Origin of the sequence: Pseudomonas sp. WS 5079, assembly GCF_012985465.1 — a bacterium.
Lineage (GTDB): Bacteria > Pseudomonadota > Gammaproteobacteria > Pseudomonadales > Pseudomonadaceae > Aquipseudomonas.
This window is the reverse complement of sequence record NZ_JAAQWN010000003.1, coordinates 390,072-413,722: the sequence shown is the minus strand read 5'-3', so window position 1 is coordinate 413,722 and position 23,651 is coordinate 390,072. Positions and strand designations below refer to the sequence as shown.

The 23,651-nt window shown below is 62.5% G+C and carries 19 protein-coding genes and 1 riboswitch; of the genes, 6 read left to right on the top strand and 13 right to left on the bottom strand.

Going from position 1 to position 23,651, the window contains the following annotated elements; genetic code table 11:
- Positions 1 to 126 precede the first annotated feature (126 nt).
- From HBO05_RS10565 to asd, 3 genes are read left to right on the top strand one after another with little or no spacing between them, the layout of a single operon-like run.
- A complete protein-coding gene (locus HBO05_RS10565; RefSeq protein ID WP_170042449.1) occupies positions 127 to 1,662 on the top strand; it encodes an HDOD domain-containing protein in 1,536 nt (511 codons plus the stop codon).
- Between the two features lie 57 nt (positions 1,663 to 1,719).
- Positions 1,720 to 2,535: a rhodanese-like domain-containing protein gene (locus HBO05_RS10560; RefSeq protein ID WP_169952231.1), complete on the top strand. Its 816-nt coding sequence runs from the start codon at positions 1,720 to 1,722 to the stop codon at positions 2,533 to 2,535.
- Positions 2,536 to 2,551: 16 nt separating this feature from the next.
- Entirely contained in the window at positions 2,552 to 3,412 is an 861-nt protein-coding gene (gene asd, locus HBO05_RS10555; RefSeq protein WP_172312568.1) for an archaetidylserine decarboxylase, read from the top strand.
- A 97-nt stretch (positions 3,413 to 3,509) separates the two neighbouring features.
- On the opposite strand, the gene serB is transcribed toward asd, so the two are convergent.
- Positions 3,510 to 4,724 (bottom strand): phosphoserine phosphatase SerB, encoded by a 1,215-nt coding sequence (serB, locus tag HBO05_RS10550; RefSeq protein ID WP_169952235.1) that lies wholly within the window; start codon positions 4,722 to 4,724, stop codon positions 3,510 to 3,512.
- Between the two features lie 133 nt (positions 4,725 to 4,857).
- Between serB and HBO05_RS10545 the strand changes: the two genes are divergently transcribed.
- Positions 4,858 to 6,387: an AhpA/YtjB family protein gene (locus HBO05_RS10545; RefSeq protein WP_172312566.1), complete on the top strand. Its 1,530-nt coding sequence runs from the start codon at positions 4,858 to 4,860 to the stop codon at positions 6,385 to 6,387.
- Positions 6,388 to 6,542: 155 nt separating this feature from the next.
- Here HBO05_RS10545 and HBO05_RS10540 read toward each other — a convergent pair whose 3' ends face one another.
- The 9 genes from HBO05_RS10540 to HBO05_RS10500 form a co-directional block, all read right to left on the bottom strand.
- Positions 6,543 to 7,250 (bottom strand): ABC-type transport auxiliary lipoprotein family protein, encoded by a 708-nt coding sequence (locus HBO05_RS10540; RefSeq protein WP_029299146.1) that lies wholly within the window; start codon positions 7,248 to 7,250, stop codon positions 6,543 to 6,545.
- Positions 7,251 to 7,426: 176 nt separating this feature from the next.
- Positions 7,427 to 9,691 (bottom strand): DNA topoisomerase IV subunit A, encoded by a 2,265-nt coding sequence (gene parC, locus HBO05_RS10535; protein ID WP_169952239.1) that lies wholly within the window; start codon positions 9,689 to 9,691, stop codon positions 7,427 to 7,429.
- A 10-nt stretch (positions 9,692 to 9,701) separates the two neighbouring features.
- Positions 9,702 to 10,223 (bottom strand): TIGR02281 family clan AA aspartic protease, encoded by a 522-nt coding sequence (locus HBO05_RS10530; protein ID WP_169952241.1) that lies wholly within the window; start codon positions 10,221 to 10,223, stop codon positions 9,702 to 9,704.
- Positions 10,220 to 11,215, bottom strand: coding sequence for an esterase-like activity of phytase family protein (locus tag HBO05_RS10525; RefSeq protein ID WP_169952244.1), 996 nt, complete (start codon positions 11,213 to 11,215; stop codon positions 10,220 to 10,222). The genes HBO05_RS10530 and HBO05_RS10525 overlap by 4 nt, the downstream gene beginning before the upstream one ends.
- A complete protein-coding gene (gene parE, locus HBO05_RS10520) occupies positions 11,215 to 13,119 on the bottom strand; it encodes a DNA topoisomerase IV subunit B (RefSeq protein ID WP_169952246.1) in 1,905 nt (634 codons plus the stop codon). The genes HBO05_RS10525 and parE overlap by 1 nt, the downstream gene beginning before the upstream one ends.
- A gap of 44 nt (positions 13,120 to 13,163) precedes the next feature.
- On the bottom strand, positions 13,164 to 13,772 hold the full coding sequence (locus tag HBO05_RS10515) for a YqiA/YcfP family alpha/beta fold hydrolase (RefSeq protein ID WP_169952248.1): 609 nt from the start codon (positions 13,770 to 13,772) through the stop codon (positions 13,164 to 13,166).
- A 205-nt stretch (positions 13,773 to 13,977) separates the two neighbouring features.
- The gene (gene cpdA, locus HBO05_RS10510) at positions 13,978 to 14,793 is read right to left on the bottom strand and encodes a 3',5'-cyclic-AMP phosphodiesterase (protein WP_172312564.1); all 816 of its coding nucleotides are present in this window, start codon (positions 14,791 to 14,793) and stop codon (positions 13,978 to 13,980) included.
- 97 nt (positions 14,794 to 14,890) lie between these two features.
- Positions 14,891 to 15,340, bottom strand: a complete 450-nt coding sequence (locus tag HBO05_RS10505) for a DUF1249 domain-containing protein (RefSeq protein WP_169952252.1) — start codon at positions 15,338 to 15,340, stop codon at positions 14,891 to 14,893.
- On the bottom strand, positions 15,331 to 15,948 hold the full coding sequence (locus HBO05_RS10500; RefSeq protein ID WP_169952254.1) for an NUDIX domain-containing protein: 618 nt from the start codon (positions 15,946 to 15,948) through the stop codon (positions 15,331 to 15,333). Before HBO05_RS10500 ends, HBO05_RS10505 begins: the two co-directional genes overlap by 10 nt.
- A gap of 202 nt (positions 15,949 to 16,150) precedes the next feature.
- Between HBO05_RS10500 and HBO05_RS10495 the strand changes: the two genes are divergently transcribed.
- Entirely contained in the window at positions 16,151 to 16,897 is a 747-nt protein-coding gene (locus tag HBO05_RS10495; RefSeq protein WP_169952256.1) for an RsiV family protein, read from the top strand.
- On the opposite strand, the gene cytX is transcribed toward HBO05_RS10495, so the two are convergent.
- Together cytX and thiC are read right to left on the bottom strand one after the other, a co-directional pair.
- On the bottom strand, positions 16,866 to 18,155 hold the full coding sequence (gene cytX / locus HBO05_RS10490; RefSeq protein ID WP_170042438.1) for a putative hydroxymethylpyrimidine transporter CytX: 1,290 nt from the start codon (positions 18,153 to 18,155) through the stop codon (positions 16,866 to 16,868). The genes HBO05_RS10495 and cytX overlap by 32 nt on opposite strands.
- 130 nt (positions 18,156 to 18,285) lie before the next feature.
- Entirely contained in the window at positions 18,286 to 20,175 is a 1,890-nt protein-coding gene (gene thiC, locus HBO05_RS10485) for a phosphomethylpyrimidine synthase ThiC (protein WP_169952260.1), read from the bottom strand.
- A 150-nt stretch (positions 20,176 to 20,325) separates the two neighbouring features.
- Positions 20,326 to 20,431: riboswitch (TPP riboswitch) on the bottom strand.
- 196 nt (positions 20,432 to 20,627) lie between these two features.
- On the opposite strand from thiC, the gene HBO05_RS10480 reads away from it, so the two are divergent.
- Positions 20,628 to 22,067, top strand: a complete 1,440-nt coding sequence (locus HBO05_RS10480) for a TolC family outer membrane protein (RefSeq protein ID WP_169952262.1) — start codon at positions 20,628 to 20,630, stop codon at positions 22,065 to 22,067.
- 287 nt (positions 22,068 to 22,354) lie between these two features.
- Here the strand turns inward: HBO05_RS10480 and waaA are convergent, their stop codons facing one another.
- Entirely contained in the window at positions 22,355 to 23,632 is a 1,278-nt protein-coding gene (gene waaA / locus HBO05_RS10475) for a lipid IV(A) 3-deoxy-D-manno-octulosonic acid transferase (RefSeq protein WP_169952264.1), read from the bottom strand.
- Positions 23,633 to 23,651 lie beyond the last annotated feature (19 nt).

Below are 23,651 nucleotides of genomic sequence, written 5' to 3'. Positions count from 1 at the left end.
CGGAAGATCTAAAAACTCTTCTTCTACTTATCGGCAAAACTGCGCCAGACTATAGCCCGTTAAGGCGAAAAGCCAGTTCGGCCCACTCCGGGCGTGTTGACCGCAAGTGATGATCGCGCCCCAATCATGGCAAACGAAACGACAGTCCCAACTGCAAAACCCAACTCCCTGGCTGGCTGGATCAAGCGTCTGGACGAGGTGCACCTGCCCGTCCCGCAAGCGAGCCACGTTGCGGTGTGCAAGGCCATCGGCGACAGCCGCCGTTCGTTGCGAGATATTGCGGAGCTGATGCAAGACAGCCCGGCGCTAGTCCTGAGCGTCATGCGCGAAGCCAACAACCAGGCCCACGGCAGCCTTGCAGAGCCTGCAGAAAACCTTGAAGTGGCGATCAACCGCCTCGGCCTCAAGCGCACCGAAGAACTGCTCGTGCGCCTGCCGTCGGTGCCGCTCAATGAAATCCCCGTGGCCCTGCGTCAACTGCAACTGATCAGCCAGCACGCCTCGCAACAAGCCAATGGCCTGTTCGCCAGCCGCCTGGCGCGCCTGTGGCAGGACATTCATTGGGGCAGCCTGCTGTTTCTCTCGCCGCTGTGGCCGATGGCCGTGGCCTACCCAAAGCTTTTGGAAGAATGGGAACTGCGGGTGATCCACAAGGGCCAATCGGCACGCAAGGTCGAGCAGGAACTGTTCGGCGTGCGCCTGCTGGAACTGTGCCTGGGGCTGACCGAGGCCTGGCGCTTGCCGATCTGGGTGTCCCAGGGCTACCAACTGCTGCTCAAGGAACAACGCTTGCTGGTCAAGGCCCTGCACATCGCCCGCGATGAAGCGCCCCTGAGCCAGCAGCAAAAACTCGATGACGACCCAGCGCTGCGGCGCTGGCTGAACCAGCCGGCCAACACCGTGCTGCTGGCCAATGGCATGGCGCTGGCAGCGCAGGAGTCCTGGACCTGCCCGCACACCCAGCGCTGGCAGTACCTCACCGCACTGTACCTGCAACAACCGCTGGCCGATGTGCAGCAACAGGTGCACCAGCAGGCAGCCATCAGCGCCCGCCATACCTTGACCGCCGGTCTCTGGCACCCAGCGTTGGCACTGATCTGGCCGTGGCATGTGCAGCGGGTGCATCGCGGCCTGCTGCCAGCACCGCCGCCCACCGCCGAATCCCTGGCGGTCTGGCGCAAGCGCTGCAGCGAACTGTTGGTGGAGCCCAGCCGCTTCGCCAACGCCATGCACCTGACCACCTGTGCCAAGGAGGCCCTGGTGGCCAGTGGCATGCAGCGCGTCATGTTGCTGATGGCCGACAAGGCCTTGACCACGCTGCGCGTGCATCAGGTCGATGGCCTGCCCAAGGACGCCGCCAACCTGAGCCTTGAAACCGCACAAAGCACGCTGCTGCAACGCCTGCTGGAGAAGTCTGCGCAGGTGCGCCTTAACCCGGACAATCACGCGCAATTCGCGGCACTGCTGCCGACCTCATTGCGTCGCCTGTTTGTCGGCGAGCACCTGCTGTTGCGCTCCCTGAGCTGTAACGGCCGGGTGGTGATGCTGATGGTGGCCGACCAGGGTGGCGGGCCGTTCTCCGAAACCACCGTACAGGCCTTCGGTAAAACCGCCCAATGCATCGAGAAAGCCCTGCACTGCTTTACCAACCGCACCACCTGATGCTTGCGTTACAATCGCCCTCTTTTATCGCCCAACCTAGTGCCCGGGAGACCTCACATGCCTGACTTTTCTGGCTTGCCGCTGGTGATCGAGCCCAGCGACCTGCTTGGCCGCCTCGCCGCCGAGCCGTTGATTCTGGTGGACCTCACCAGCGCCGCCCGTTATGCCCAGGGGCATATCCCCGGCGCGCACTTTGTTGATCCCAAACGCACCCAACTGGGCCAGCCTCCGGCACCGGGGCTGCTGCCGGCCAAGGCCGACCTGGAGAAGCTGTTCGGCGAACTGGGCCACACTCCGGACGCCACCTACGTGGTGTACGACGACGAAGGCGGCGGCTGGGCCGGGCGCTTTATCTGGCTGCTCGACGTGATCGGCCACAAAAAGTATCACTACCTCGATGGCGGCCTGCTGGCGTGGCTGGACGAGCAGCACCCGGTGTCCACCGAGGCAACCGCCGCCGTGGGTGGGCCGGTCAGCCTGACCCTGCACGACGAGCCCACCGCCACCCGCGAGTACCTGCAAAGCCGCCTCGGCGCTGCCGACCTGGGCATCTGGGATGCACGCGGGCCGCTGGAATACTCGGGAGAGAAAGTCCTCGCCGCCAAGGGCGGACATATTCCCGGTGCGGTCAACTTCGAATGGACGGCGGGCATGGACAAGGCGCGCAACCTGCGGATCCGTCGCGACATGCCGCAGATCCTCGAAGGCCTGGGCCTGAGCAAAGACAAAGAAATCATTACCCACTGCCAGACTCACCACCGTTCTGGCTTCACCTACCTGGTGGCCAAGGCGCTCGGTTATCCGCGAGTCAAAGGTTATGCCGGTTCCTGGGGCGAATGGGGCAACCACCCCGACACCCCCGTCGAGATTTAAGGTTTAAGGACAGTTCATGAAAAAGCGTTTGTTTATCCTCAGCCAGTACCTGCTGCCCCACCACCTGCTGTCGCGCCTGGCCGGCTGCATCGCCGAATGCCGTGTGCGCTGGTTCAAGAATGCCTTCACCACCTGGTTCGCCAAGCGCTACCAGGTGGATATGTCCCAGGCGCTGGTGGAAGACGTGACCGCCTACGAGCACTTCAACGCCTTCTTCACCCGCGCCCTGAAGGACGGCGCGCGCCCACTGGACCCAACCCCGGGCGCGGTGTTGAGCCCGGCAGACGGCGCCGTCAGCCAGCTCGGCCCGATCGAGCACGGTCGTGTGTTCCAGGCCAAGGGCCACAGTTTCAGCGTGCTGGAGTTGCTCGGTGGCGACGCCGCCGTTGCCGCACCGTTCATGGGCGGCGACTTTGCCACCATCTACCTGTCGCCGAAGGACTACCACCGCGTGCACATGCCACTGGCCGGCACCCTGCGGGAAATGGTCTACGTGCCTGGGCGGATTTTCTCGGTCAACCAGACCACCGCCGAAAACGTGCCGGAACTGTTTGCGCGTAACGAGCGTGTTGTCTGCCTGTTCGATACCGAACGCGGCCCGATGGCCGTGGTATTGGTGGGCGCGATGATTGTGGCGTCGATTGAAACCGTATGGGCCGGGCTGGTGACGCCGCCCAAGCGCGAGCTGAAAACCGTGCGCTACGACGAAGCCGCCCGTGCACCGATCCACCTGGAAAAAGGTGCGGAACTGGGGCGCTTCAAGCTGGGTTCGACCGCTATCGTACTGTTCGGGCCGAATCAGGTGCAGTGGGCTGAAGAACTGGTGGCGGGAACTCCGGTGCAGATGGGCCAGGGTATCGCGCTACCAAAAGCCTGATGCAGCCTTCATTGTAGGAGCCGGCTTGCCGGCGATGACGGTGGTGAATCCAACACCGCTATCGCTGGCAAGCCAGCTCCTACATTTTGATCTCGGCTTACAGCTGCCCGTCGCGATCGCGCAGGCCCAACAGATACAGCACACCGTCCAACCCCAACGTCGAAATCGCCTGCTTGGCCGACTGCTTGACCAGCGGCTTGGCACGGAACGCTACGCCCAACCCGGCGATAGCCAGCATCGGCAGGTCATTGGCGCCGTCGCCGACCGCAATGGTCTGCTCCAGACGTAAACCTTCCTTGTGTGCCAGCTCCCGTAGCAGATCAGCTTTGCGCTGCGCGTCGACAATCGGCTCGACCGCCACGCCCGTCACCTTGCCATCCACCACTTCCAGCTCGTTGGCGAACACATAGTCGATGCCCAGCTTGGCCTGCAATTGCTTGGCGAAGTAGGTAAAGCCGCCCGAAAGGATCGCTGTCTTGTAGCCCAGGCGCTTGAGTTCGGCGAACAGGGTTTCGGCACCTTCGGTCAAGCGCAGGGAGGCGCCGATAGAGTCGAGGACGCTGACGTCCAGGCCCTTGAGCAGCGCCAGGCGCTCCTTGAAGCTGGCGCGAAAGTCCAGCTCACCCGCCATCGCGCGTTCAGTGATCTGGGAAACTTGCTCGCCAACGCCCGCAGCCTTGGCCAACTCGTCGATGACTTCGGCTTCGATCAGGGTCGAGTCCATGTCGAACACCGCCAGGCGGCGATTGCGACGGAACAGCGAGTCTTCCTGGAAGGCGATATCCACGTTCAGTTCCTGGGCGACGCTAAGGAACTCGGCGCGCAAGGCCTGTGGATCGGCCGGCTCACCGCGCACAGAGAACTCGATACAACCCTTGCCCTGGTCCGCCGGCATGTCCAGCGGCATACGACCCGACAGACGGTCGATATGGTCGATGTTCAAGCCGTATTGCGCGGTGATCGAGCTGACCCGCTGCAACTGTTCGGCGGTGACCTTGCGCGTCAGCAGCGTGACGATGTGGCGTTTCTTGCCTTGGCCGGCCACCCAGTGCTGGTAATCCTCTTCGGATACCGGAGTGAACCGCACCTGCTGATCCAGCTTATAGGCCGTAAACAGGATGTCCTTGAGCACGGACGAGGCCTGTTCGGTATCTGGAATCTCCACCAGAATGCCGAACGACAGGGTGTCGTGGATCACGGCCTGGCCGATGTCCAGAATGGTCACGCCACCCTGGGCCAGGACACCGGTGATGGCTGCGGTAAGACCCGGACGGTCCTCACCTGTGATGTTAATCAGGACAATTTCGCGCAAAGCGCACCCCCGAGCTGGAAAAAAACCGCATTCTACCCACTTTCAGTGACCATCGGGCACAGCCAGCGCTTTGCCGGTCTTGGGCCTGTCGCTATACTGCGCGTCAACTTCACGGACCAAGAGCCGAGCGCAAGTGAACCGGCCCACGCCAGTAAAAACCGATAACTTCTTCCTGCTGATCTTCCGGGCACTGCGCCACCGCCGTGTACCGATCGCATTACGCATTGCCAGCCATAACGTGATCCTGGTCGCCCTGGCCCTGGTGATCTACGCGTGCGTGATGGGTTTGCAGTTCAAACAGGCCATGCACGAGCAAGCCGACGCCCTGGGCGAGAGCTTGACGACCCAGACCGCCACCTCGGCGACCGAGCTGTTGGTGTCCAATGACATCCTCAGCCTCAACGTGCTGCTCAACAACCTGACCAAGAACCCGCTGGTGGCCCACGCCGCCATCTACAGCGTGGACAACCGGATCATGGCCGAAGCCGGGCAACGCCCGAAAAACGGCCTGTTGGGTGAAGCCGAAGGCTTGTACCAGAGCAATATCACGTTTCAGGATGTGAAAGCCGGCCAATTGCGCATCAGCCTGGACATGCAACAGTTCCAGCAGCCGATGACCATCAGCCTGCAAAGCATGGGCATCCTCAGCGCGATCCTGCTGGCCCTGGCCCTGGCCTTGAGCCTGCGTCTGGGCCGGCATATCTCCACGCCCCTGATGCAACTGCGCATCTGGTTGCGCGACATCGACGAACACACCCCGGCCACCGACCGCCAGGATGAGATCGGCGACCTTGCCCGCCAGTTGCACACAAGCTTTGCCCCGGAGCCGGCCGTGCCCGAAGCCAAGCCTGAGCCTGAGCCAGAGTTCGACGACACCGACTATGACGACGAGCCCGAGTTCGAGGTGCGCAACCTGCGCGACCCGAGCTTCGACGAGTCGGCGCCGGTGGCAGGCCTCAAGCCGCTACCGCGCACCCTCATCAAGGCCGACGAAGACAGCCTGGACGAAGACGACCCGTTTGCCGACCTGCGTGACGAGTCGGCACCAAGCCCGGTGGTCGCGCCCAAGCCTGCGAACAGCCAACCCCAGCACAGCGCGGTATTGGCCGTGCAACTGGGCGCCCAGGAGCAATTGCGCCGCCTGCCACGGGCACGCCTGACCGAGTTGCTGGAACGCTACCGCGACTGCCTTGACCAGGCGGCGTCGCTGTACCAGAGCGAGCTGCACACCCTCAACGATGGCAGCACGCTGATGCTGTTCCACAGCGAAGACAGCGGCGAAGATTATTTGACCAACGCCATCTGCTGCGGTGAGCTGCTGCGCGCCCTGGGCCATGCCTTGCAGATCGAAGTCGCTGACAGCGGCATCACCCTGCAACTGCAACTGGGCCTGACCTTGGGCGACGATCTATATGGCATGAGCCAGATCGACCTGTTGCTGACCGAAAACGCCCAGGATGCCCTGGCCTTGTCGCAACACAGCCGCAACCTGCTGCTGGTGGAGCGCAAGATCAGCGACGACGCCTTGATCCGCCAACGCGCGCGTATCCGCCCGATTGCCAGCCCTGAAGGCGCGTGCTGTGTAGAGCGCTTGATGGAGCCTTACCCGTCGATGCTGGAGCGCCAGCTGGCGCGGATGCATGAGACTCGGAACAAGCCCTAAACAACACTGCGGGCTTGCCCGCGATGGCGCTGGATCAGTCAATCAAGTGTCAACTGACACTGCGCTATCGCGGGCAAGCCCGCTCCCACATTTGATCTGCACCAAACAAAAAGGCCCGCTTACTCAGCGGGCCTTTTATTTGGCTGCGATCCAGGTCAGAACCTGAACACTTCCATATCCGTACGAATCGGCGAAGCCATCGGGATCTTTGGCTTTTCCGGAGCTGCCGGCTTGGCCGGGGCCGGGGCCTGTTTGCGTGGGGCTTCGGCAATCGGTGGCTGGTTGGCCAGCGGCTTGAGGGCTACCGACAACTGCTCAGCCAAACGCTGCAACAACACACCCTGGGCCTGGACCTGTGAAGCGGTGCTGCCGGCATGTTGCTCCTGCAGATGCACGATGCGGTTGTCCCGCACCTGGCCGCGGCGGTCGATCAGGCGCCATTGCGCGTCAAGGATCGCCGGCTGGGAAGCCCCGGAGTCCAGGCGCGTGATGGTCAGCAATACCTGCACATCGGGGGAGAAGCTTGTAGGCGCCGGCGACAGCACCACACGCTGGCTGTCCAAGTGGCCAGCCACCTGACGCAACATCAACTGGTTGATATCCGACGACAGGCTACCGGCCCAACGGCCGTCGATGGAGCCTTGCAGGCTGCCATCGTCCTGGCGTTGCAGCAGGGTTTCACGTTGCAGGTAATCGGCAACCACTACCGGACCGAGCAAGACCGCCATGCCAGCACTTTGCGCTGGCTGCGCCGGATTTCCGCTATCCAGCTGGTACAGCGACACCGGTTGGTGCGTAGTGCAACCCGCCAACCCCAAAAGGCCGGCGAGCATCAAAAATAAAGGAAGGCGTGGAGCAGTCATCATCCCATCCAGGTGGCTGCCACAAGGCAAACCACAATGTAATACTAAAAATAACCTATACGCGCTCAGCCACGCCGGCGCTGGAAAGGCCATATCATCCGTGAATATGCGCCATGACTCCAGCGCGAAAGCGCCGATCTACGCGTTAAATCGTAGATCGGGCGCTCTATATCGCTTTAAGCGGGTGTTTCTACCAGCAATGCATCTACCCGCTGGAAGCCACGGGGCAATTTGTTCCCGCGGCGTCCACGTTCGCCCTTGTAGTGCTCAAGGTCGTCAGGACGCAGGGACAACGTGCGTTTACCGGCCTGCAGCACCAGGGTCGAGCCTTCCGGGATCACCGCGATGTCGGTCACGTACTCTTCGCGACTGGCCACCCGCTCCCCTGGGATACCAATGATCTTGTTGCCCTTGCCCTTGCCCAGTTGCGGCAGGTCGCTGATCTTGAACACCAGCAAGCGCCCTTCGGTGGTCACCGATGCCAGCCAATTGCCCTCGCGGTCCTCGACCGGGCGCGGCAGGATCACCTTGGCGTTGTTCGGCAGGCTCAGCAGGGCCTTGCCCGCCTTGTTCTTGGCCTGCAAGTCCTCACCCTTGACCACAAAACCGTAGCCGGCGTCGGAGGCGATCACGTACAGCGAGTCATCATCGGGCAGCAATACACATTCAAAACTTGCCCCTGGCGGCGGCGTCAGGCGGCCGGTCAGCGGTTCGCCCTGGCCCCGTGCAGATGGCAGGGTATGGGCCGGCACCGAATAACTGCGCCCGGTGGAGTCGATAAACACCGCGAACTGGTTGGAACGCCCGGCTGCGGCGGTCTTGAACCCATCGCCCGCCTTGTACGACAAGCCAGTGGCATCAATATCATGCCCCTTGGCAGAACGAACCCAACCCTTTTCCGACAGAACGACGGTAATTTTCTCGTTGGGCAACAGCTCGGTTTCAGTCAGGGCCTTGGCTTCGGCGCGCTCGACAATCGGCGAGCGGCGGTCGTCGCCATAGGTTTCGGCATCTTTGATCAGTTCGCTGCGCACCAGCTTCTTGAGCTTGGCTTCGCTACCCAGCAGCGCTTGCAGTTTGGCTTGTTCCTTGAGCAACGCGTCCTGCTCGTCGCGCAGCTTCATCTCTTCCAGGCGCGCCAACTGACGCAGACGGGTATCGAGGATGTAGTCGGCCTGGATCTCGCTCAGTTCGAAACGCGCGATCAACTCGGCCTTCGGGTGCTCTGCGGTGCGGATGATGTGGATCACTTCATCCAGGTTGAGGTAGGCAATCAGCAAGCCGTCCAACAGATGCAGGCGGCGCTCGACCTTGTCCAGGCGGAACTGCAGGCGGCGGCGCACGGTATTGACCCGGAACTCCAGCCACTCCACCAGCAGGTTGCGCAGGTTTTTCAGCTGCGGCTTGCCGTCCAGGCCGATGATGTTGACGTTGACCCGGTAGCTGGATTCCAGCTCGGTACTGGCAAACAGATGCTGCATCAACACTTCGTGGTCGACCCGGCTATTGGTCGGGATGATCACGATGCGGCAAGGGTTCTCGTGGTCGGACTCGTCACGCAAGTCCGCGACTTGCGGCAGCTTCGACGGCTTGGCCTGCATCAGCGCGGCAATCTGTTCCAGCACCTTGGCGCCGGAGACCTGGTGCGGCAAGGCGGTGACGATGATGTCGCCATCTTCGACGTGGTACACCGCGCGCATGCGCACCGAGCCCTTGCCGGTCTCGTACATTTTCAGCAGGTCGGCACGCGGCGTGATGATTTCCGCTTCGGTCGGGTAGTCCGGACCCTGGATATGCTCGCACAGCTGCTCGACCGTGGCCTTGGGCTCATCGAGCAGGCGTACGCAGGCGGTGGCGACTTCACGCAGGTTGTGTGGCGGTACGTCGGTGGCCATGCCCACGGCGATGCCGGTGGTGCCGTTAAGCAGGATATTGGGCAGGCGCGCCGGCAAGACCAGAGGCTCGTCGAGGGTGCCGTCGAAGTTCGGGCCCCAGTCTGCCGTGCCCTGGCCCAGCTCGCTGAGCAGCACTTCGGAGTAACGCGACAGCCGCGCCTCGGTGTAACGCATGGCGGCGAACGACTTAGGATCATCCGGCGCACCCCAGTTGCCCTGGCCATCGACCAGGGTGTAGCGGTAGCTGAACGGCTGGGCCATCAGCACCATGGCTTCATAGCACGCCGAGTCGCCGTGGGGGTGGAACTTGCCGAGCACGTCACCGACGGTACGCGCCGACTTCTTGTGCTTGGAGTCCGCGTCCAGGCCCAACTCACTCATGGCGTAGATAATGCGCCGCTGTACCGGTTTCAGGCCGTCGCCGATATGCGGCAAGGCACGGTCCATGATCACGTACATGGAGTAGTTGAGGTAGGCATTTTCGGTGAAGTCAGCCAGCGACCGGCGTTCTACGCCGTCTAAGCTGTCTGCAAGGATGTCACTCATGCGGGCCTCATCATTGTCTGGTCTGGCGCAGCAGCAAGGTGCCGCCACGCTGGGTAAATTCAAGTTGTTTCAATGCGCTCATGCCCAACAGCACTTGCTCGCCACCCAGGCCCGGCGCCACCAGGGCGCGTACGTCCTGCAGGACGATATCGCCCAACTGCAGGCGGTCGAGGTGGGTGCGATAGCCCTGGCTACGGCCGTTGGCGGTGCTCAAGGTCACCGGCAAACCGCGCTTGAGCCCCAGGCGCTCGGCCAACTCGGCCGGCACTGCCACATCGGTGGCACCGGTGTCGAGCATGAAATCCACCGGCTGGCCGTTGATCTGGCCAGTGGCGACAAAATGCCCCTGGCCGTTGCCGACCAGTTTCACTTCTATATAACCCGCGTGTTGCTGCGAGGTGACCACGGCGTTGGGGTTTTCCTGCCGCGCCTCCCATTGCCCAAAAAACCGTGTTGCCAAAAACAGCCCCGCGCCCCAGGCCACGAACATCAATAGGCGTCCAGCGCGCTTGCCGGGCGGTTGCGTGCTCACGGCTGGGCGCTCCAGCCACCGGCCGGGGCGGCAAAACGATAGACCATCGGGCGTTTTTCACCATCGGCCCGGGCGCCGAAATTATTGTCGATGCCAACCCAGGCACCGTCAGCGTCAATCAGCAGCGCTTCCGCCAGCCCGTAACTCTGGGGGTAGCGCCGATTTGGCAGCAGGGCCTCATCGGCGTACGACCAGCACAACTCGACCTTGGCCGTCACGCTGTCGCGCCGGCAGATCTGGAACGCGTTGCGCTCCAGGGTAAACAGCTTGCCGTTGAACAGCGCCAGGTCGGCAAAATCCTTGGACACCGCCCTGGCCCCCGGAAACTGCGCCGGCTGCATTTCCTGGCCGGCTTCGCTCAACAGTACGCATGGGCCATCACAATCCCAAACGCTTTGCCCGCGCTTGATCGAGATCAGCCCACGCCGCTCGCGCTCGGCCGCCAGCCAGATCTGATTGCCCTCGGGGTTGATCGCCAGGCCTTCAAACAACGCATTGAAGTGCAGCAGCAAACCACTGGCCCGCGCCTCGCGAACCATGCCAGGGGCAATTTTCAGCCACTCTGGATCACCGCTTGCCGGCACCTGCAGCACTGCCGCATGAGCTTCGCTGACGATGTAGCGATTACCTGCGGCGTCACAGCTGATGCCTTCAAAATCCAGGTCGCCGCCGCGTATCACCGACGCTGCCGTGGTGCGCGCGCGCAAGCCCCACGGCAGGCCCGACTCGGGCACTGGTGGCACGTCGAGCTTTACCGTCTCGGCCTGCCAGGTGTCGGCGCGGGTGTCGAGGCGGTAGATCTGGTCGTCGTCGCGGTCAGAGACCGTCCACAACTCCTTGCCACACAACGCCAGGCCCGACAGGTTGCCGCCGCGCATGCCGTCTACCGGGTGTTCGGACAGCAACTTGAGCTCGACCGCAGGCTGGGCAACTGCCTGGGTAGCTGCCAACCCGCTCAACAACAGTATCGCCAGGGCGAAACCGCTGCGCATCAGCCCAATACCTCGGCCAGGTTGCCTTTGGACTCCAGCCAGGCCTTGCGGTCGCCAGCGCGTTTCTTGGCCAGCAACATGTCCATCATTTCCGAGGTGGCGGCGTAGTCTTCCAGGGTCAACTGCACCAGGCGCCGAGTGTTCGGGTCCATGGTGGTTTCGCGCAGTTGCGGCGGGTTCATTTCACCCAGGCCCTTGAATCGGGTGACCTGCGGTTTGCCGCGCTTCTTCTCGGCTACCAGGCGGTCGAGGATGCCGTCGCGCTCGGCTTCGTCCAGGGCGTAGAAAATCTCTTTGCCCAGGTCGATGCGGTACAGCGGCGGCATCGCCACATAGACGTGACCGGCATCCACCAGCGGGCGGAAATGCTGGACGAACAAGGCACAGAGCAAGGTTGCGATGTGCAAGCCGTCGGAGTCGGCGTCGGCGAGGATGCAAATTTTGCCGTAGCGCAGCTGGCTCATGTCCTCGGCGCCTGGATCGACGCCAATGGCCACGGCGATGTTGTGCACTTCCTGGCTGGCCAGCACTTCGCTGCCATCGACTTCCCAGGTATTGAGGATCTTGCCGCGCAGCGGCAGGATCGCCTGGAACTCCTTGTCCCGTGCCTGCTTGGCCGAACCGCCGGCGGAATCACCCTCCACCAGGAACAGTTCGGAGCGCATCGGGTCCTGGCCGGCGCAGTCCGCCAGCTTGCCGGGCAATGCCGGGCCCTGGGTGATGCGCTTGCGCTCGACCTTTTTGCTGGCCTTGAGGCGACGGCCGGCGTTGTTAATCGCCAGTTCCGCCAGGGCCAGGCCCAGCTCCGGATGTTCATTGAGCCACAGACTGAACGCGTCCTTGACCACACCCGAGACAAACGCCGCGGCCTCGCGGGACGACAGGCGTTCCTTGGTCTGGCCGGAGAATTGCGGCTCCTGCATCTTCATCGACAGCACAAAGGCGATGCGCTCCCAGACGTCTTCCGGCGCCAGCTTCACGCCGCGCGGCAGCAGGCTGCGGTATTCGCAGAATTCACGCATCGCATCCAGCAGGCCCTGGCGCAGACCGTTGACATGGGTACCGCCCTGGGCGGTGGGGATCAGGTTGACGTAGCTTTCCTGAACGCTGTCGCCACCCTCGGGCAACCACAGCAAGGCCCAGTCCACCGCCTCCTTGTTACCGGCCAGGCTGCCGCAGAACGGCTCGTTGGGCAGGCGTTCGAAGTCGCTGACCGAGTCTTCGAGGTAGGAGCGCAGGCCGTCTTCGTAGTGCCACTCGACCTTTTCGCCGGTGCCTTTGTCTTCAAAACTGACCAGCAAGCCCGGGCACAACACGGCCTTGGCCTTGAGTACGTGCTTGAGGCGGCTGATGGAGAATTTCGGGGAATCGAAGTATTTCGGATCCGGCGCAAAGTACACGCTGGTCCCGGTGTTGCGCTTGCCGACGGTGCCGACCACTTCCAGCTCGGTGGCCTTGTAGCCATCGGCGAAGGTCATCTGGTATTCGTTGCCGTCGCGCTTGACCTTGACCCGCACCTGCGTGGACAAGGCGTTGACCACGGAAATACCCACACCGTGCAAGCCGCCGGAGAACTGGTAGTTCTTGTTGGAGAACTTGCCGCCGGCATGGAGCTTGGTGAGGATCAGCTCGACACCCGAAACCCCTTCCTCGGGGTGAATGTCCACCGGCATGCCGCGCCCGTCGTCGGACACTTCCAGGGAGTGGTCGGCGTGCAAAATGACCTGGACCGACTTGGCGTGCCCGGCCAAGGCTTCGTCGACGCTGTTGTCGATGACTTCCTGGGCAAGGTGGTTCGGCCGACTGGTGTCGGTGTACATGCCGGGGCGTTTGCGCACCGGGTCGAGGCCCGAGAGGACTTCGATGGCGTCGGCGTTATAAGAGCTAGCGCTGGGAGTGGCCATGGGGTCTCGTCGTGAGTCGTTCGATTAAAAAGTAACCTGCGGTTTCACAATGCGGTGAAATCGAAGGATTGGTACTGATCTGCGCCAATGCCGGCAAAACTCAACAGCGCCGGCAACTGTCGGCCAAAACCCTGGTAACCGTGGTCGCCGCCAGCCTGGATACGCAAGGCACAGGCCCGGTAATACTGCTCGGCGAGGCGATAATCCAGTGTTTCGTCCCCGGTCTGCAACCACACCTGATAGCGCTGGGCATCCTGGGGCGCCGCAACCTCAAGCTCAGCCAGGGCCGCGACGTGATCGTGGGTCAGTTCCCAGGTTTCATCGGTATAGAGGTTCTTCTGGGTGCCCAGGTAACCGTCGAACATGCGATGGGGGCTGACAGCCGGGTTGACCAGCAGCGCCTTGAGGCCATGGCGTTCGGCAAGATGGGTTGCATAGTAGCCGCCGAGTGAGCTGCCGACCAGCAGCGGCCGCCCCAGCTCGCCGATCGCCTGCTCCAGCTGGGCAATCGCCTGGCGCGGGTGGTGATGCAAGGCCGGCACCCGCAGTTGGTCGGCCAGACCGAGACTGTCCATCACGCCCATCAGCAAGCTGGCCTTGGTCGAGGCTGGCGCGCTGTTGAAACCGTGGATATACAAGATCGAAGCGGACATGCCGGGCTCTCCGTGCGTTATCGGCCAAAGGGGCGCAGTTTACAGGGAATGACGCAGTGTGAGCAGGGTTACTGCCGAACGCGGTCTGCCAGGGGTGTGGGAGCGGGCTTGCCCGCGATGGCGCTATATCAGTGATAGATTTGTTGGCTGACCCACCGCAATCGCGGGCAAGCCCGCTCCTACATTTTGATGTGTGTTTGCAGGTTTAGTAGCCGTTACTGCCGTAATCTACGGTAAAGGTGAAGTCTTTGACCCGCTCTACCCCAGTGTCCAGCCGTCCATCCGGATGCAGGCGCAGCCAACGATAGCCTGGCGCCTCTTCACTGACCTTGAAATCCTCACTGCCGGGGGCGAACTGGATGCAGGTCGACGGCGACGCCAGCAAGCGCACGCCATGGCGTTCGCGGTCGATTTCCTGGTGCACATGCCCCCACAGCACCGCCCGCACCTGGGGGAAGCGATCGAGCACGGCGAACAGCGCCTCGGGGTTGCGCAGGCCAATCGGCTCCATCCACGGGCAGCCAATGGGCACCGGGTGATGATGGAAGCACACCAGATGATGACGGCCCGGCGCTTCGCTCAAGGCTTGCGCCAGCAATTGCAGTTGCGGCTCGGCCAGATAACCCGGCACCGAGCCCGGCACGGCGGAGTCCAGCAAAATCACCCGCCAGTTGCCCACATCCACCACCGGTTCCAGCAGTGCGCTGCCCATGGTCGCCTGGGCCATGACCTGCGGCTCATCGTGGTTGCCCGGAATCCAGCGCGCCGGGACGCCAAGCTGCTGGCTCAGGTCGCGAAACTGCTGGTACGACGCAAGCGTACCGTCCTGGGACAAGTCACCGGTGGCCAGCAGCAAATCAATCTGCGGTTGCTGGGCCCGAACCAGCTCGATCACCCGTTGCAGGCTGTCACGGGTGTTCATGCCCAGCAGCGTGCCGTCGGCCTCGGCAAACAGGTGGCTGTCGGACAGTTGCACCAGCAACGCCGGCGCATCAGGGTTCACGGTGGATACGCTCGGCAAGGCGTTCTCCCAGGGCGATCACAAAAATGGACAATGGGCGCAATTATGCTGGGGCAGGACACAAAGAGGAAACCCGTGAAGCGTACGCAGTTCACCTCTAGCGCACGACTTCAAATTCATGGCCCAAGGCCAGGCAATGACTCAACCATTCACCGAGGAACACATTGAGCTGTGCTTTCTCGTCGGGCTGGTGCATGAACACATTGGGGTAAGGATAGATGCTGCGAAAGCGCCGCGCATGTTCGGCGCTGACCACTTCGGCCATCCGCGCATCGTGATACACCTGCACTTCCAGCTGCGGCACCGGCAGCCATGGCAGGCTGTGCTCCTGGCGCACGCGCAGGGTGCTGGTGTACGGGCAGGTGAGGATGACTTCCAGGTTCAGTACGCCGAGCATCTGGTCGCCGTGGGTCACGGCAATGCGCCGCGCTTGCGGCGTGCGGCGCATGTCTGGCAGCAGGCGCATCAGCCGCGCATAGTTAGCCTCGCAAGCGGCTTGCAAGCCGATCAGGTCGACCCGGTAGCGTTCCCGTGTCTTTACTGCCATAGCCCCCTCACTTCCGCGCGATTAAGCGCAAGCCATTGCAGGGCGATAATGCTGGCTGCGTTGGAAATCTTACCGTCGCGCACCGCTTGCAGGGCATCTTCAAATGCCCAGGTGGTGACGCGGATATCTTCTGCTTCTTCGGCCAGGCCGTGGATACCGCCGGCACCGGTACTGTCGCAACGCCCCAAAAACAGGTGGACGAATTCGGTGCTGCCACCCGGCGAGGGGAAATATTTGGTAATCGGCCACAGCGCCGAGAAGGTCAGCCCAGCTTCCTCCTCGGCTTCGCGGTGCGCAACCTCCTCCGGTTGCTCGTCCTTGTCGATCAGGCCGGCAACCATCTCCACCAGCCAGGGGTTGTCGGTGCGCCCCATGGCGCCCACGCGAAACTGTTCGATCAACACCACTTCATCGCGCTGCGGGTCGTAGGGCAGTACACACACGGCATCGTGGCGCACAAAGACTTCACGATTGATCACCGGGCTCATGCCACCATCGAACAGCTCGTGGCGCAGCTGTACACGATCGAGCTTGTAGAAGCCCTGGTAGGCATTGTCGCGCTGAACGATTTCAATTTTGTTCGGCGTCGATTTCGCACTGTCGGTCATATCAACCCTCGTTTAATACGGTGTGTGTCTGAGCATCGCGCCATCCTACAGCGCCCGCGTGCCTCGGTGCAGCCCCTTTGCAGTTGCCGGGACGGGCGGCGGCGGTCAAACTCACTGTAATCAGCTTAGTGGCGAACTGACTGGGATGCCGATAGTCCAAGCCCCATCTCTTTCGCTCTTCTCCGCTTTATGAAGGACGCCCATGTCGCTGTTAAAAGTCGCCTCCGTGGCCTGTATTGCCTTGACCCTCGGCGCTTGCCAGAGCCTGTTCCAATCCAGCTACCGTGCACCGCTGGAAGCCACCCGCGATGCCTCCGAGGTGGTGCAACCCGGCTGCACCACCGCCGACTGCCCACTGGTGAACATCGATACCGTGCATTTCGCCAACGAGCCCAAGCTCGATGCGCTGATCGAGCAACGCCTGCTGGAAATGACCCGCACCACGCCCGGCGCCCCATTGCCAGCCACACTGAACGCCTATCGGGAAAAATTCCTGCGCGAGTCCGGCCCGCGCAACAGCATGTACTTGCAGGCCAAGGTACGGGAGCAGCATGACGGCTTGGTGATCATCGAACTGTCCAGCTACCTGGACACCGGCGGCGCCCATGGCGAACCTGGCCGCGGCTTCATCAACTACTCGCGCCAGCAGCAAAAAAACCTGACCCTGGCGGACATGCTGCGCCCCGGCAAGGAAGACGCGTTCTGGAAAGCCGCCCAGGTGGCCCACAACAGCTGGCTGATCAGCACCCGCCTGAGCCTGGAGCCGGACTACGTGAAAAGCTGGCCCTTCCAGAAAACCCCGAACGTGGCGCTGACCTACGGCGCGGTAGTGCTCAAGTACCCTACCGCCACCATCGCGCCCTACGCCATGGGCCACGTCGAGTTGCAGATTCCTTACGCTCGCCTCGACGGCATCATCAAGCCTGAGCTGGTGCCCGTGCGCCGCTGAAGGCGCGCCCGAGGATAAATTGCAGCAGCCCTGCCAGCACCAGTGCCGGCAGGGTCGCGCCAACATCCGGGTACAGATTGGCCAGCAGGTGATAGGTACTGATGCCCCCCAACCAAGCCAGCAGTGCCGGCCAGCGCAGGCTTGCAACCAGCGCCTGGCCACGCCGGCGCAGGATGAAGTGGTCTACCAGCACCACGCCAAACAGCGGCGCGAATACCGAGCCGATCAACAGCAGGAAGTTCTGATACTGGGCCAAGGGCGCAAAGCAGGCGATCAGCGTGCACACCAGCCCAATCGCCAGCGCCAGGTGCTCGACTTTCAGGCGCAACAGCATGCCGCTGGACACCGCCGCCGAGTGGATGTCGGCGAAGGCGTTTTCTGACTCATCCAACACAATCAGCAGCAGCGGAATCCCCAGGCCAGCCCCGGCCAACGCCAACAACAGCGCATTGACTTCACCACTGGGCGCGAACGCCAGGGTGTAGGCCACGCCCAGGCTCATCAGCCAGAAATTGCCGATAAAAAAGCCCAGGGCCGTGCCGCCGAACACACGGGTGGCGCGCTGGCCGAAACGTGAGTAATCGGCAATCAGCGGCAGCCAGGACAACGGCATGGCAATGGCGATATCAAACCCGACGGCAAACGGCAGCGAACCGTCGCCAGCCTGGGCCCACAGCGCGGCCAGGTCAGCCTTGGCGAACAGGTTCCAGGTCAGCCACAGGCACGCCGCCAGCAGCAGCCAGATTCCCCATTTGCGCAGGATCTTTCGCACAAAGGTCAACGGGCCGCTGATTGCAAGCAAAGTGGCGAGACCGCCGAAGAACACGGTCCAGAGCAACGGGCTGGCCAACAGGCTGCCTGCACTGAAGGCGCGGGTGCCCAGCAGGCTAGCGGCATCGCGCATGACGATGATCTCGAACGAACCCCAACCGATCAGTTGCAACAAGTTCAACAGCGCCGGCAGGCTGGCGCCTTTGGCACCCAGGCTGAGCTTGAGGGCGGCCATGGACGACAGGCCGGTGTCACTGCCGATCACCCCGACGGCGGCCAGTAACAGCACGCCCACCAGGGTCCCGAGGAAGATGGCCAGCAACGCCCCCGACAGGCCAAGCCCCGGCGCCAACAGTGCACCGGTTTGCAGGACCATCAGGCCGATGCCTAGGGAAAACCACAGGGAAAACAGATCGCGGGCGCCGAAGACACGTTTGTCTATTGGGACTGCAATGTCGGGAGAGTAGGTACTCGGTTGAATGCTCAAGGGGGTCATCTCAGAGGGACATTTGTTATTGGAGAGATTGCTATCGCGGGCAAGCCCGCTCCCACACATTCAAAAATGTGGGAACGAGCTTGCCCGCGATAAGGCCAGTAGAAGCACCTCCAATCCCAAGTCAGACCTTTTTGTAGAGCTGACTGCCTTCCTGCTTGAACCGCTGCGCCTGCTCGGCCAGGCCCTTGGCCACATCCACGTCCACCGCCTCGATGCGCTGGTTGGCCGCGTATTCGCGCACTTCCTGGGTGATTTTCATCGAGCAGAATTTCGGCCCGCACATCGAGCAAAAGTGCGCGACCTTGGCCGAATCCTTGGGCAGGGTTTCGTCGTGATAGGAGCGCGCGGTGTCCGGGTCCAGGCCGAGGTTGAACTGGTCTTCCCAGCGGAACTCGAACCGTGCCTTGCTCAACGCGTTGTCGCGGATCTGCGCACCGGGATGGCCCTTGGCCAAATCCGCCGCGTGGGCCGCAATCTTGTAGGTAATGATCCCGGTCTTCACGTCATCCTTGTTCGGCAAGCCCAGGTGCTCCTTGGGCGTGACGTAGCAAAGCATGGCGCAACCGAACCAGCCGATCATCGCCGCGCCGATGCCCGAGGTGATGTGGTCGTAGCCGGGCGCGATATCGGTGGTCAGCGGGCCCAGGGTGTAGAACGGCGCTTCGTCGCAGCACTCCAGCTGCTTGTCCATGTTCTCCTTGATCAACTGCATCGGCACGTGGCCGGGGCCTTCGATCATGGTTTGCACGTCGTGCTTCCAGGCGATTTTGGTCAGCTCGCCGAGGGTTTCCAACTCACCGAACTGCGCCGCATCGTTGGCGTCGGCAATCGAGCCCGGGCGCAGGCCATCGCCGAGGGAGAAGCTGACGTCATAGGCCTTCATGATTTCGCAGATTTCGTCGAAATGGGTGTAGGTAAAGTTCTCTTTGTGGTGTGCCAGGCACCACTTGGCCATGATCGAGCCGCCACGGGACACGATGCCGGTGACGCGCTTGGCGGTCAGCGGTACATAGCGCAGCAACACACCGGCGTGGATGGTGAAGTAATCGACGCCCTGCTCGGCCTGCTCGATCAAGGTGTCGCGGAACAGTTCCCAGGTCAGGTCTTCAGCGGCACCGCCGACTTTTTCCAGGGCCTGGTAGATCGGCACGGTACCGATCGGTACCGGCGAGTTGCGGATGATCCACTCGCGGGTTTCGTGGATGTGCTTGCCGGTGGACAGGTCCATCACCGTGTCCGAGCCCCAGCGAATGCCCCAGGTCAGTTTCGCCACTTCTTCTTCGATGGACGAACCCAGGGCGCTGTTGCCGATGTTGCCGTTGATCTTCACCAGGAAGTTACGGCCGATGATCATCGGTTCCAGTTCGGTGTGGTTGATGTTGGCCGGGATGATGGCGCGGCCGCGGGCGATTTCTTCGCGCACAAATTCCGGGGTGATGATTTTCGGCACGCTGGCCCCGAAGCTGTGCCCGGCGTGTTGCTGGTCGAGCAGGCCACTGGCACGGGCTTCTTCAAGCTTCATGTTTTCGCGGATGGCGACGTATTCCATCTCGGCGGTAATGATGCCCTGGCGTGCGTAGTGCATCTGCGTGACGTTGGCCCCGGCCTTGGCGCGGCGCGGGTTTTTCACATGGGCAAAACGCAGGGCGGTCAGCTCGGCGTCGCTCAGGCGCTGTTGGCCGAAGTGCGAACTCAGGCCTGGCAGGCGCTCGGTGTCGCCACGGGATTCGATCCACGGCGAGCGCACATCGCCCAGGCCTTTGCGCACGTCAATGATCACGTTGGGGTCGGTGTACGGGCCGGAAGTGTCGTAGACCACCACGGGCGCATTGATCTCGCCGCCAAAATCGGTGGGGGTCACGTCCAGGCTGATTTCGCGCATCGGCACGCGGATATCCGGGCGAGTGCCCTGCACATAGACTTTTTGCGAGCGGGTAAACGGCTGCACGGATCCCGAGTCAACCTTGGCCGACTCACTCAAATGCACGGTGTTTTTTAGTTTTGTACTCATCACGGGCTCTCCAGACACATCCAGGCAGTGGATTTTTGTCGGAGCGAACCTGTGACGGACGGACGCACTGGAAGCAGTGCTGTGCTTGGCGCACGAGGGCTGTTCGATTGTCGAACAACATCCCGGACGAAGCACAAGAGGACTCGCCGGGTGACGAGAAATCTTGTTCCCTACGCAGGCGCTAACCTGATCAGGTTCAACGGGATCCGGTATTTACCGATCTCAGCCTCATAGCAAGGCACCCCGACAAGAACGCGGCCAGTCTAGACCATGGAGCAGGCAAATTGCCAATAGCGGTGCATTCAGCGTGATGAATGGCGCAATTACAGGATTGTTGTGCGGGGGTGTGGCCACTACACTCGCCTACTGTCTCAACGCCTTGACGCTATGGATTGCTCGTCGTAGCCTTGGGCGCTAAATTATCGCCGTAATATTTATCTAGGGATCGCCTCATGCTGCGCAAACTTTCACTGGCTCTTGCCGTGTCTTGTGCGACCAATGGAATGGTCTGGGCAGCAGAAGCGCCCTTGTCGACCAAAACCGACTTGGTCAGCGTCTACCAGGAAGCGGTGGACAACAACGCCGACCTGGCCGCCGCCCGCGCCCAGTACGGCGCGCAGAAAGAAGTGGTGCCCCAGGCCCGCGCCGGCCTGCTGCCCAACCTCTCGGCCGGTGCCGACGTGAACAACGTGCGCACCCAGATCGACACACCGTCGGCCACCGCCAATCGCGACGCCCACACCTGGCGCGCAACCCTGAGCCAGCCGCTGTTCCGCGCCGACCGCTGGTTCCAGTTGCAAGCTGCCGAAGCCGTCAATGAACAGGCCGCCCTGCAACTCTCGGCCACCGAGCAGGAACTGATCCTGCAAAGCGCGGAAAACTACTTCGCCGTGCTACGCGCCCAGGACAACCTGGCCTCGACCAAGGCCGAAGAGGCCGCCTTCAAGCGCCAACTGGACCAGTCCAACGAGCGTTTTGACGTGGGCCTGTCGGACAAGACCGACGTGCTGCAATCCCAGGCCAGCTACGACACGGCGCGGGCCAACCGGATCCTCGCCCAGCGCCAGGTGGATGACGCGTTTGAAGCGCTGATCACCCTGACCAACCGCCAGTACAACGCGATCCAGGGCATTGTCCATACCCTGCCCGTTTTGCCGCCAGCACCCAACGACGCCAAGGCCTGGGTCGACACCGCCGGGCGCCAGAACCTGAACCTGCTGGCCAGCAACTATGCGGTCACCGCCGCCGAAGAAACCCTCAAGCAACGCAAGGCCGGCCACGCGCCGACCCTGGACGCGGTGGCGCAATACGAAAAAGGTGACAACGACGCCCTCGGTTTCAGCAACCCCAACGCCTTCGGCCAGCCCTATCGTGGCGACGTCGAGCAACGCACCATCGGCCTGCGCCTGAATATCCCGCTGTACAGCGGCGGCCTCACCAGCTCCCAGGTACGCGAATCCTATTCGCGCCTGGGCCAGACCGAACAGCAACGCGAAGGCCTGCGCCGCCAGGTGGTGGAAAACACCCGTAACCTGCACCGCGCGGTGAATACCGATGTAGAACAGGTGCAGGCACGCCGCCAGTCGATCATCTCCAACCAGAGCGCAGTGGAAGCCACGGAAATCGGTTACCAGGTGGGCACGCGCAATATCGTCGACGTGCTCGACGCCCAGCGCCAGCTGTACACCTCGGTGCGCAACTACAACAACAGCCGTTATGACTACATCCTCGACAACCTGCGCTTGAAACAGGCGGCGGGAACGTTGAACCCGGGGGATCTGCAGGACCTGGCGCGCTACCTGAAAGCTGACTACAACCCGGACAAGGATTTCCTGCCGCCGGACCTGGCCAAGGCCGCGGCCGAACAACTGAAGGCCCGCCCCAGCAACTAAACCCACCACATAACAAATGTGGGAGCGGGCTTGCCCGCGATGGCGGTGGGTCATGTAAGGATGTGCTGACTGGCCTACCGCTATCGCAGCGATGCGGCGACCCGACAAGCCAGCTCCCACAGTTGGTGTGTGGTATGTGCAAAGTCCTGTGCCCAACCGAGATCCCTGTGGGAGCGGGCTTGCCCGCGATGGCGGTGGGTCATGTAAGGATGTGCTGACTGGCCTACCGCTATCGCAGCGATGCGGCGACCCGACAAGCCAGCTCCTACATTTTTGACCGAGCTGGTTCAGGGTTTGAGCAGTCTGTCCAAGCCATCGAGCAAACGCTTCAACGCGCCCTGATTGGCCTGCATCACCTTCAGCCCCGCCAGCGCCCGCTTGTGCGCATCCTGTGGCAGTTCGAACAGTTGCCGCACTACCTCGGCCAACCCCTGGGCATCATCCACTTCTTGCAACGCCCCGGCGTCGCGCATCATTGCGGCGATTTCGAGGAAGTTGAACAGGTGCGGGCCGCTGATCACCGGCTTGGCCAGCGCCGCAGGCTCCAGCAGGTTGTGCCCGCCGTTGGGCACCAGGCTGCCGCCGACAAAGGCGCTGTCGGCCAAGGCGTAGAGAAACAGCAGCTCGCCCATGGTGTCGCCAAGCAATACCGAGGTGTCGGCATCGACCGGCGCCCCACTGGAGCGCTGCACCGTGGCAAAACCCTGCTGTTGGCACAGCTCCAGCACCGTGTTGAACCGCTCCGGATGACGGGGCACCAGGATCAACAGCGCGTTGGGGTAGCTGGCGAGCAACTGCCGGTGGGCTGCCAGCACCACTTCATCTTCGCCCTCGTGGGTACTGGCGGCGATCCATACCGGGCGCTCGCTGGCCTGCCATTGCTCACGCAACGCGGCGGCGCGTGCCAAAAGCGCTGGGTCGATGGTCAGGTCGAACTTGATCGAGCCGGTGACTTCGACCGTTTCCGGGCGCGCGCCCAGGCTGCGAAAGCGCTCGGCCTCGGTGGCGGTCTGCACCGCGAACAGGCTCATGTCTGCCAGCATCGGCGCGGTCAGCTTGGCGAAACGCCCGTAACCCTTGGCCGAACGTGCCGACAGCCGCGCATTGGCCAGGGCCACGGGTATCCCGCGCTTGGCGCATTGGTGAATATGGTTGGGCCACAGCTCGGTTTCCATGATGACCGCAAGCCTGGGCTGGACCCGGTCCAGGAAACGCTTGGCGGCACACGGCAAATCGTAGGGCAGGTAGCAATGCTGGATGCGCGGTTCGTTGGCAAACAGTGCCTGGATCCGCTCGGAACCGGTGGGCGTCATGCAGGTGACGGTGATCGGCAGCTGTGGATGACGCTCCAGCAAGCCGCGGATCATCGGTGCGGCGGCGATGCTCTCGCCCACCGACACCGCGTGCACCCAGATCCCGCCGGGTTTGAGTACCGGCAAACCGTAGGAAAAGCGCTCGCTGACGCGCTTGGCGTAGGCCGGCGCCTTGCGGGCACGTAGCCATAGTCGTAAGGCCACCAACGGCAGCGCCAGGTAAAACAGACAGCTGTAGAGAGTTCTATTCATGGCGGCGGAGTTTATCGGC

Coding starts and splice junctions, on each gene's coding strand:
- HBO05_RS10565 (WP_170042449.1), top strand. CDS start 127: ATGGCAAACGAAACGACAGTCCCAACTGCAAAACCCAACTCCCTGGCT.
- HBO05_RS10560 (WP_169952231.1), top strand. CDS start 1,720: ATGCCTGACTTTTCTGGCTTGCCGCTGGTGATCGAGCCCAGCGACCTG.
- asd (WP_172312568.1), top strand. CDS start 2,552: ATGAAAAAGCGTTTGTTTATCCTCAGCCAGTACCTGCTGCCCCACCAC.
- HBO05_RS10540 (WP_029299146.1), bottom strand. CDS start 7,250: ATGACTGCTCCACGCCTTCCTTTATTTTTGATGCTCGCCGGCCTTTTG.
- parC (WP_169952239.1), bottom strand. CDS start 9,691: ATGAGTGACATCCTTGCAGACAGCTTAGACGGCGTAGAACGCCGGTCG.
- HBO05_RS10525 (WP_169952244.1), bottom strand. CDS start 11,215: ATGCGCAGCGGTTTCGCCCTGGCGATACTGTTGTTGAGCGGGTTGGCA.
- parE (WP_169952246.1), bottom strand. CDS start 13,119: ATGGCCACTCCCAGCGCTAGCTCTTATAACGCCGACGCCATCGAAGTC.
- HBO05_RS10515 (WP_169952248.1), bottom strand. CDS start 13,772: ATGTCCGCTTCGATCTTGTATATCCACGGTTTCAACAGCGCGCCAGCC.
- HBO05_RS10505 (WP_169952252.1), bottom strand. CDS start 15,340: ATGGCAGTAAAGACACGGGAACGCTACCGGGTCGACCTGATCGGCTTG.
- HBO05_RS10500 (WP_169952254.1), bottom strand. CDS start 15,948: ATGACCGACAGTGCGAAATCGACGCCGAACAAAATTGAAATCGTTCAG.
- HBO05_RS10495 (WP_169952256.1), top strand. CDS start 16,151: ATGTCGCTGTTAAAAGTCGCCTCCGTGGCCTGTATTGCCTTGACCCTC.
- thiC (WP_169952260.1), bottom strand. CDS start 20,175: ATGAGTACAAAACTAAAAAACACCGTGCATTTGAGTGAGTCGGCCAAG.
- HBO05_RS10480 (WP_169952262.1), top strand. CDS start 20,628: ATGCTGCGCAAACTTTCACTGGCTCTTGCCGTGTCTTGTGCGACCAAT.
- waaA (WP_169952264.1), bottom strand. CDS start 23,632: ATGAATAGAACTCTCTACAGCTGTCTGTTTTACCTGGCGCTGCCGTTG.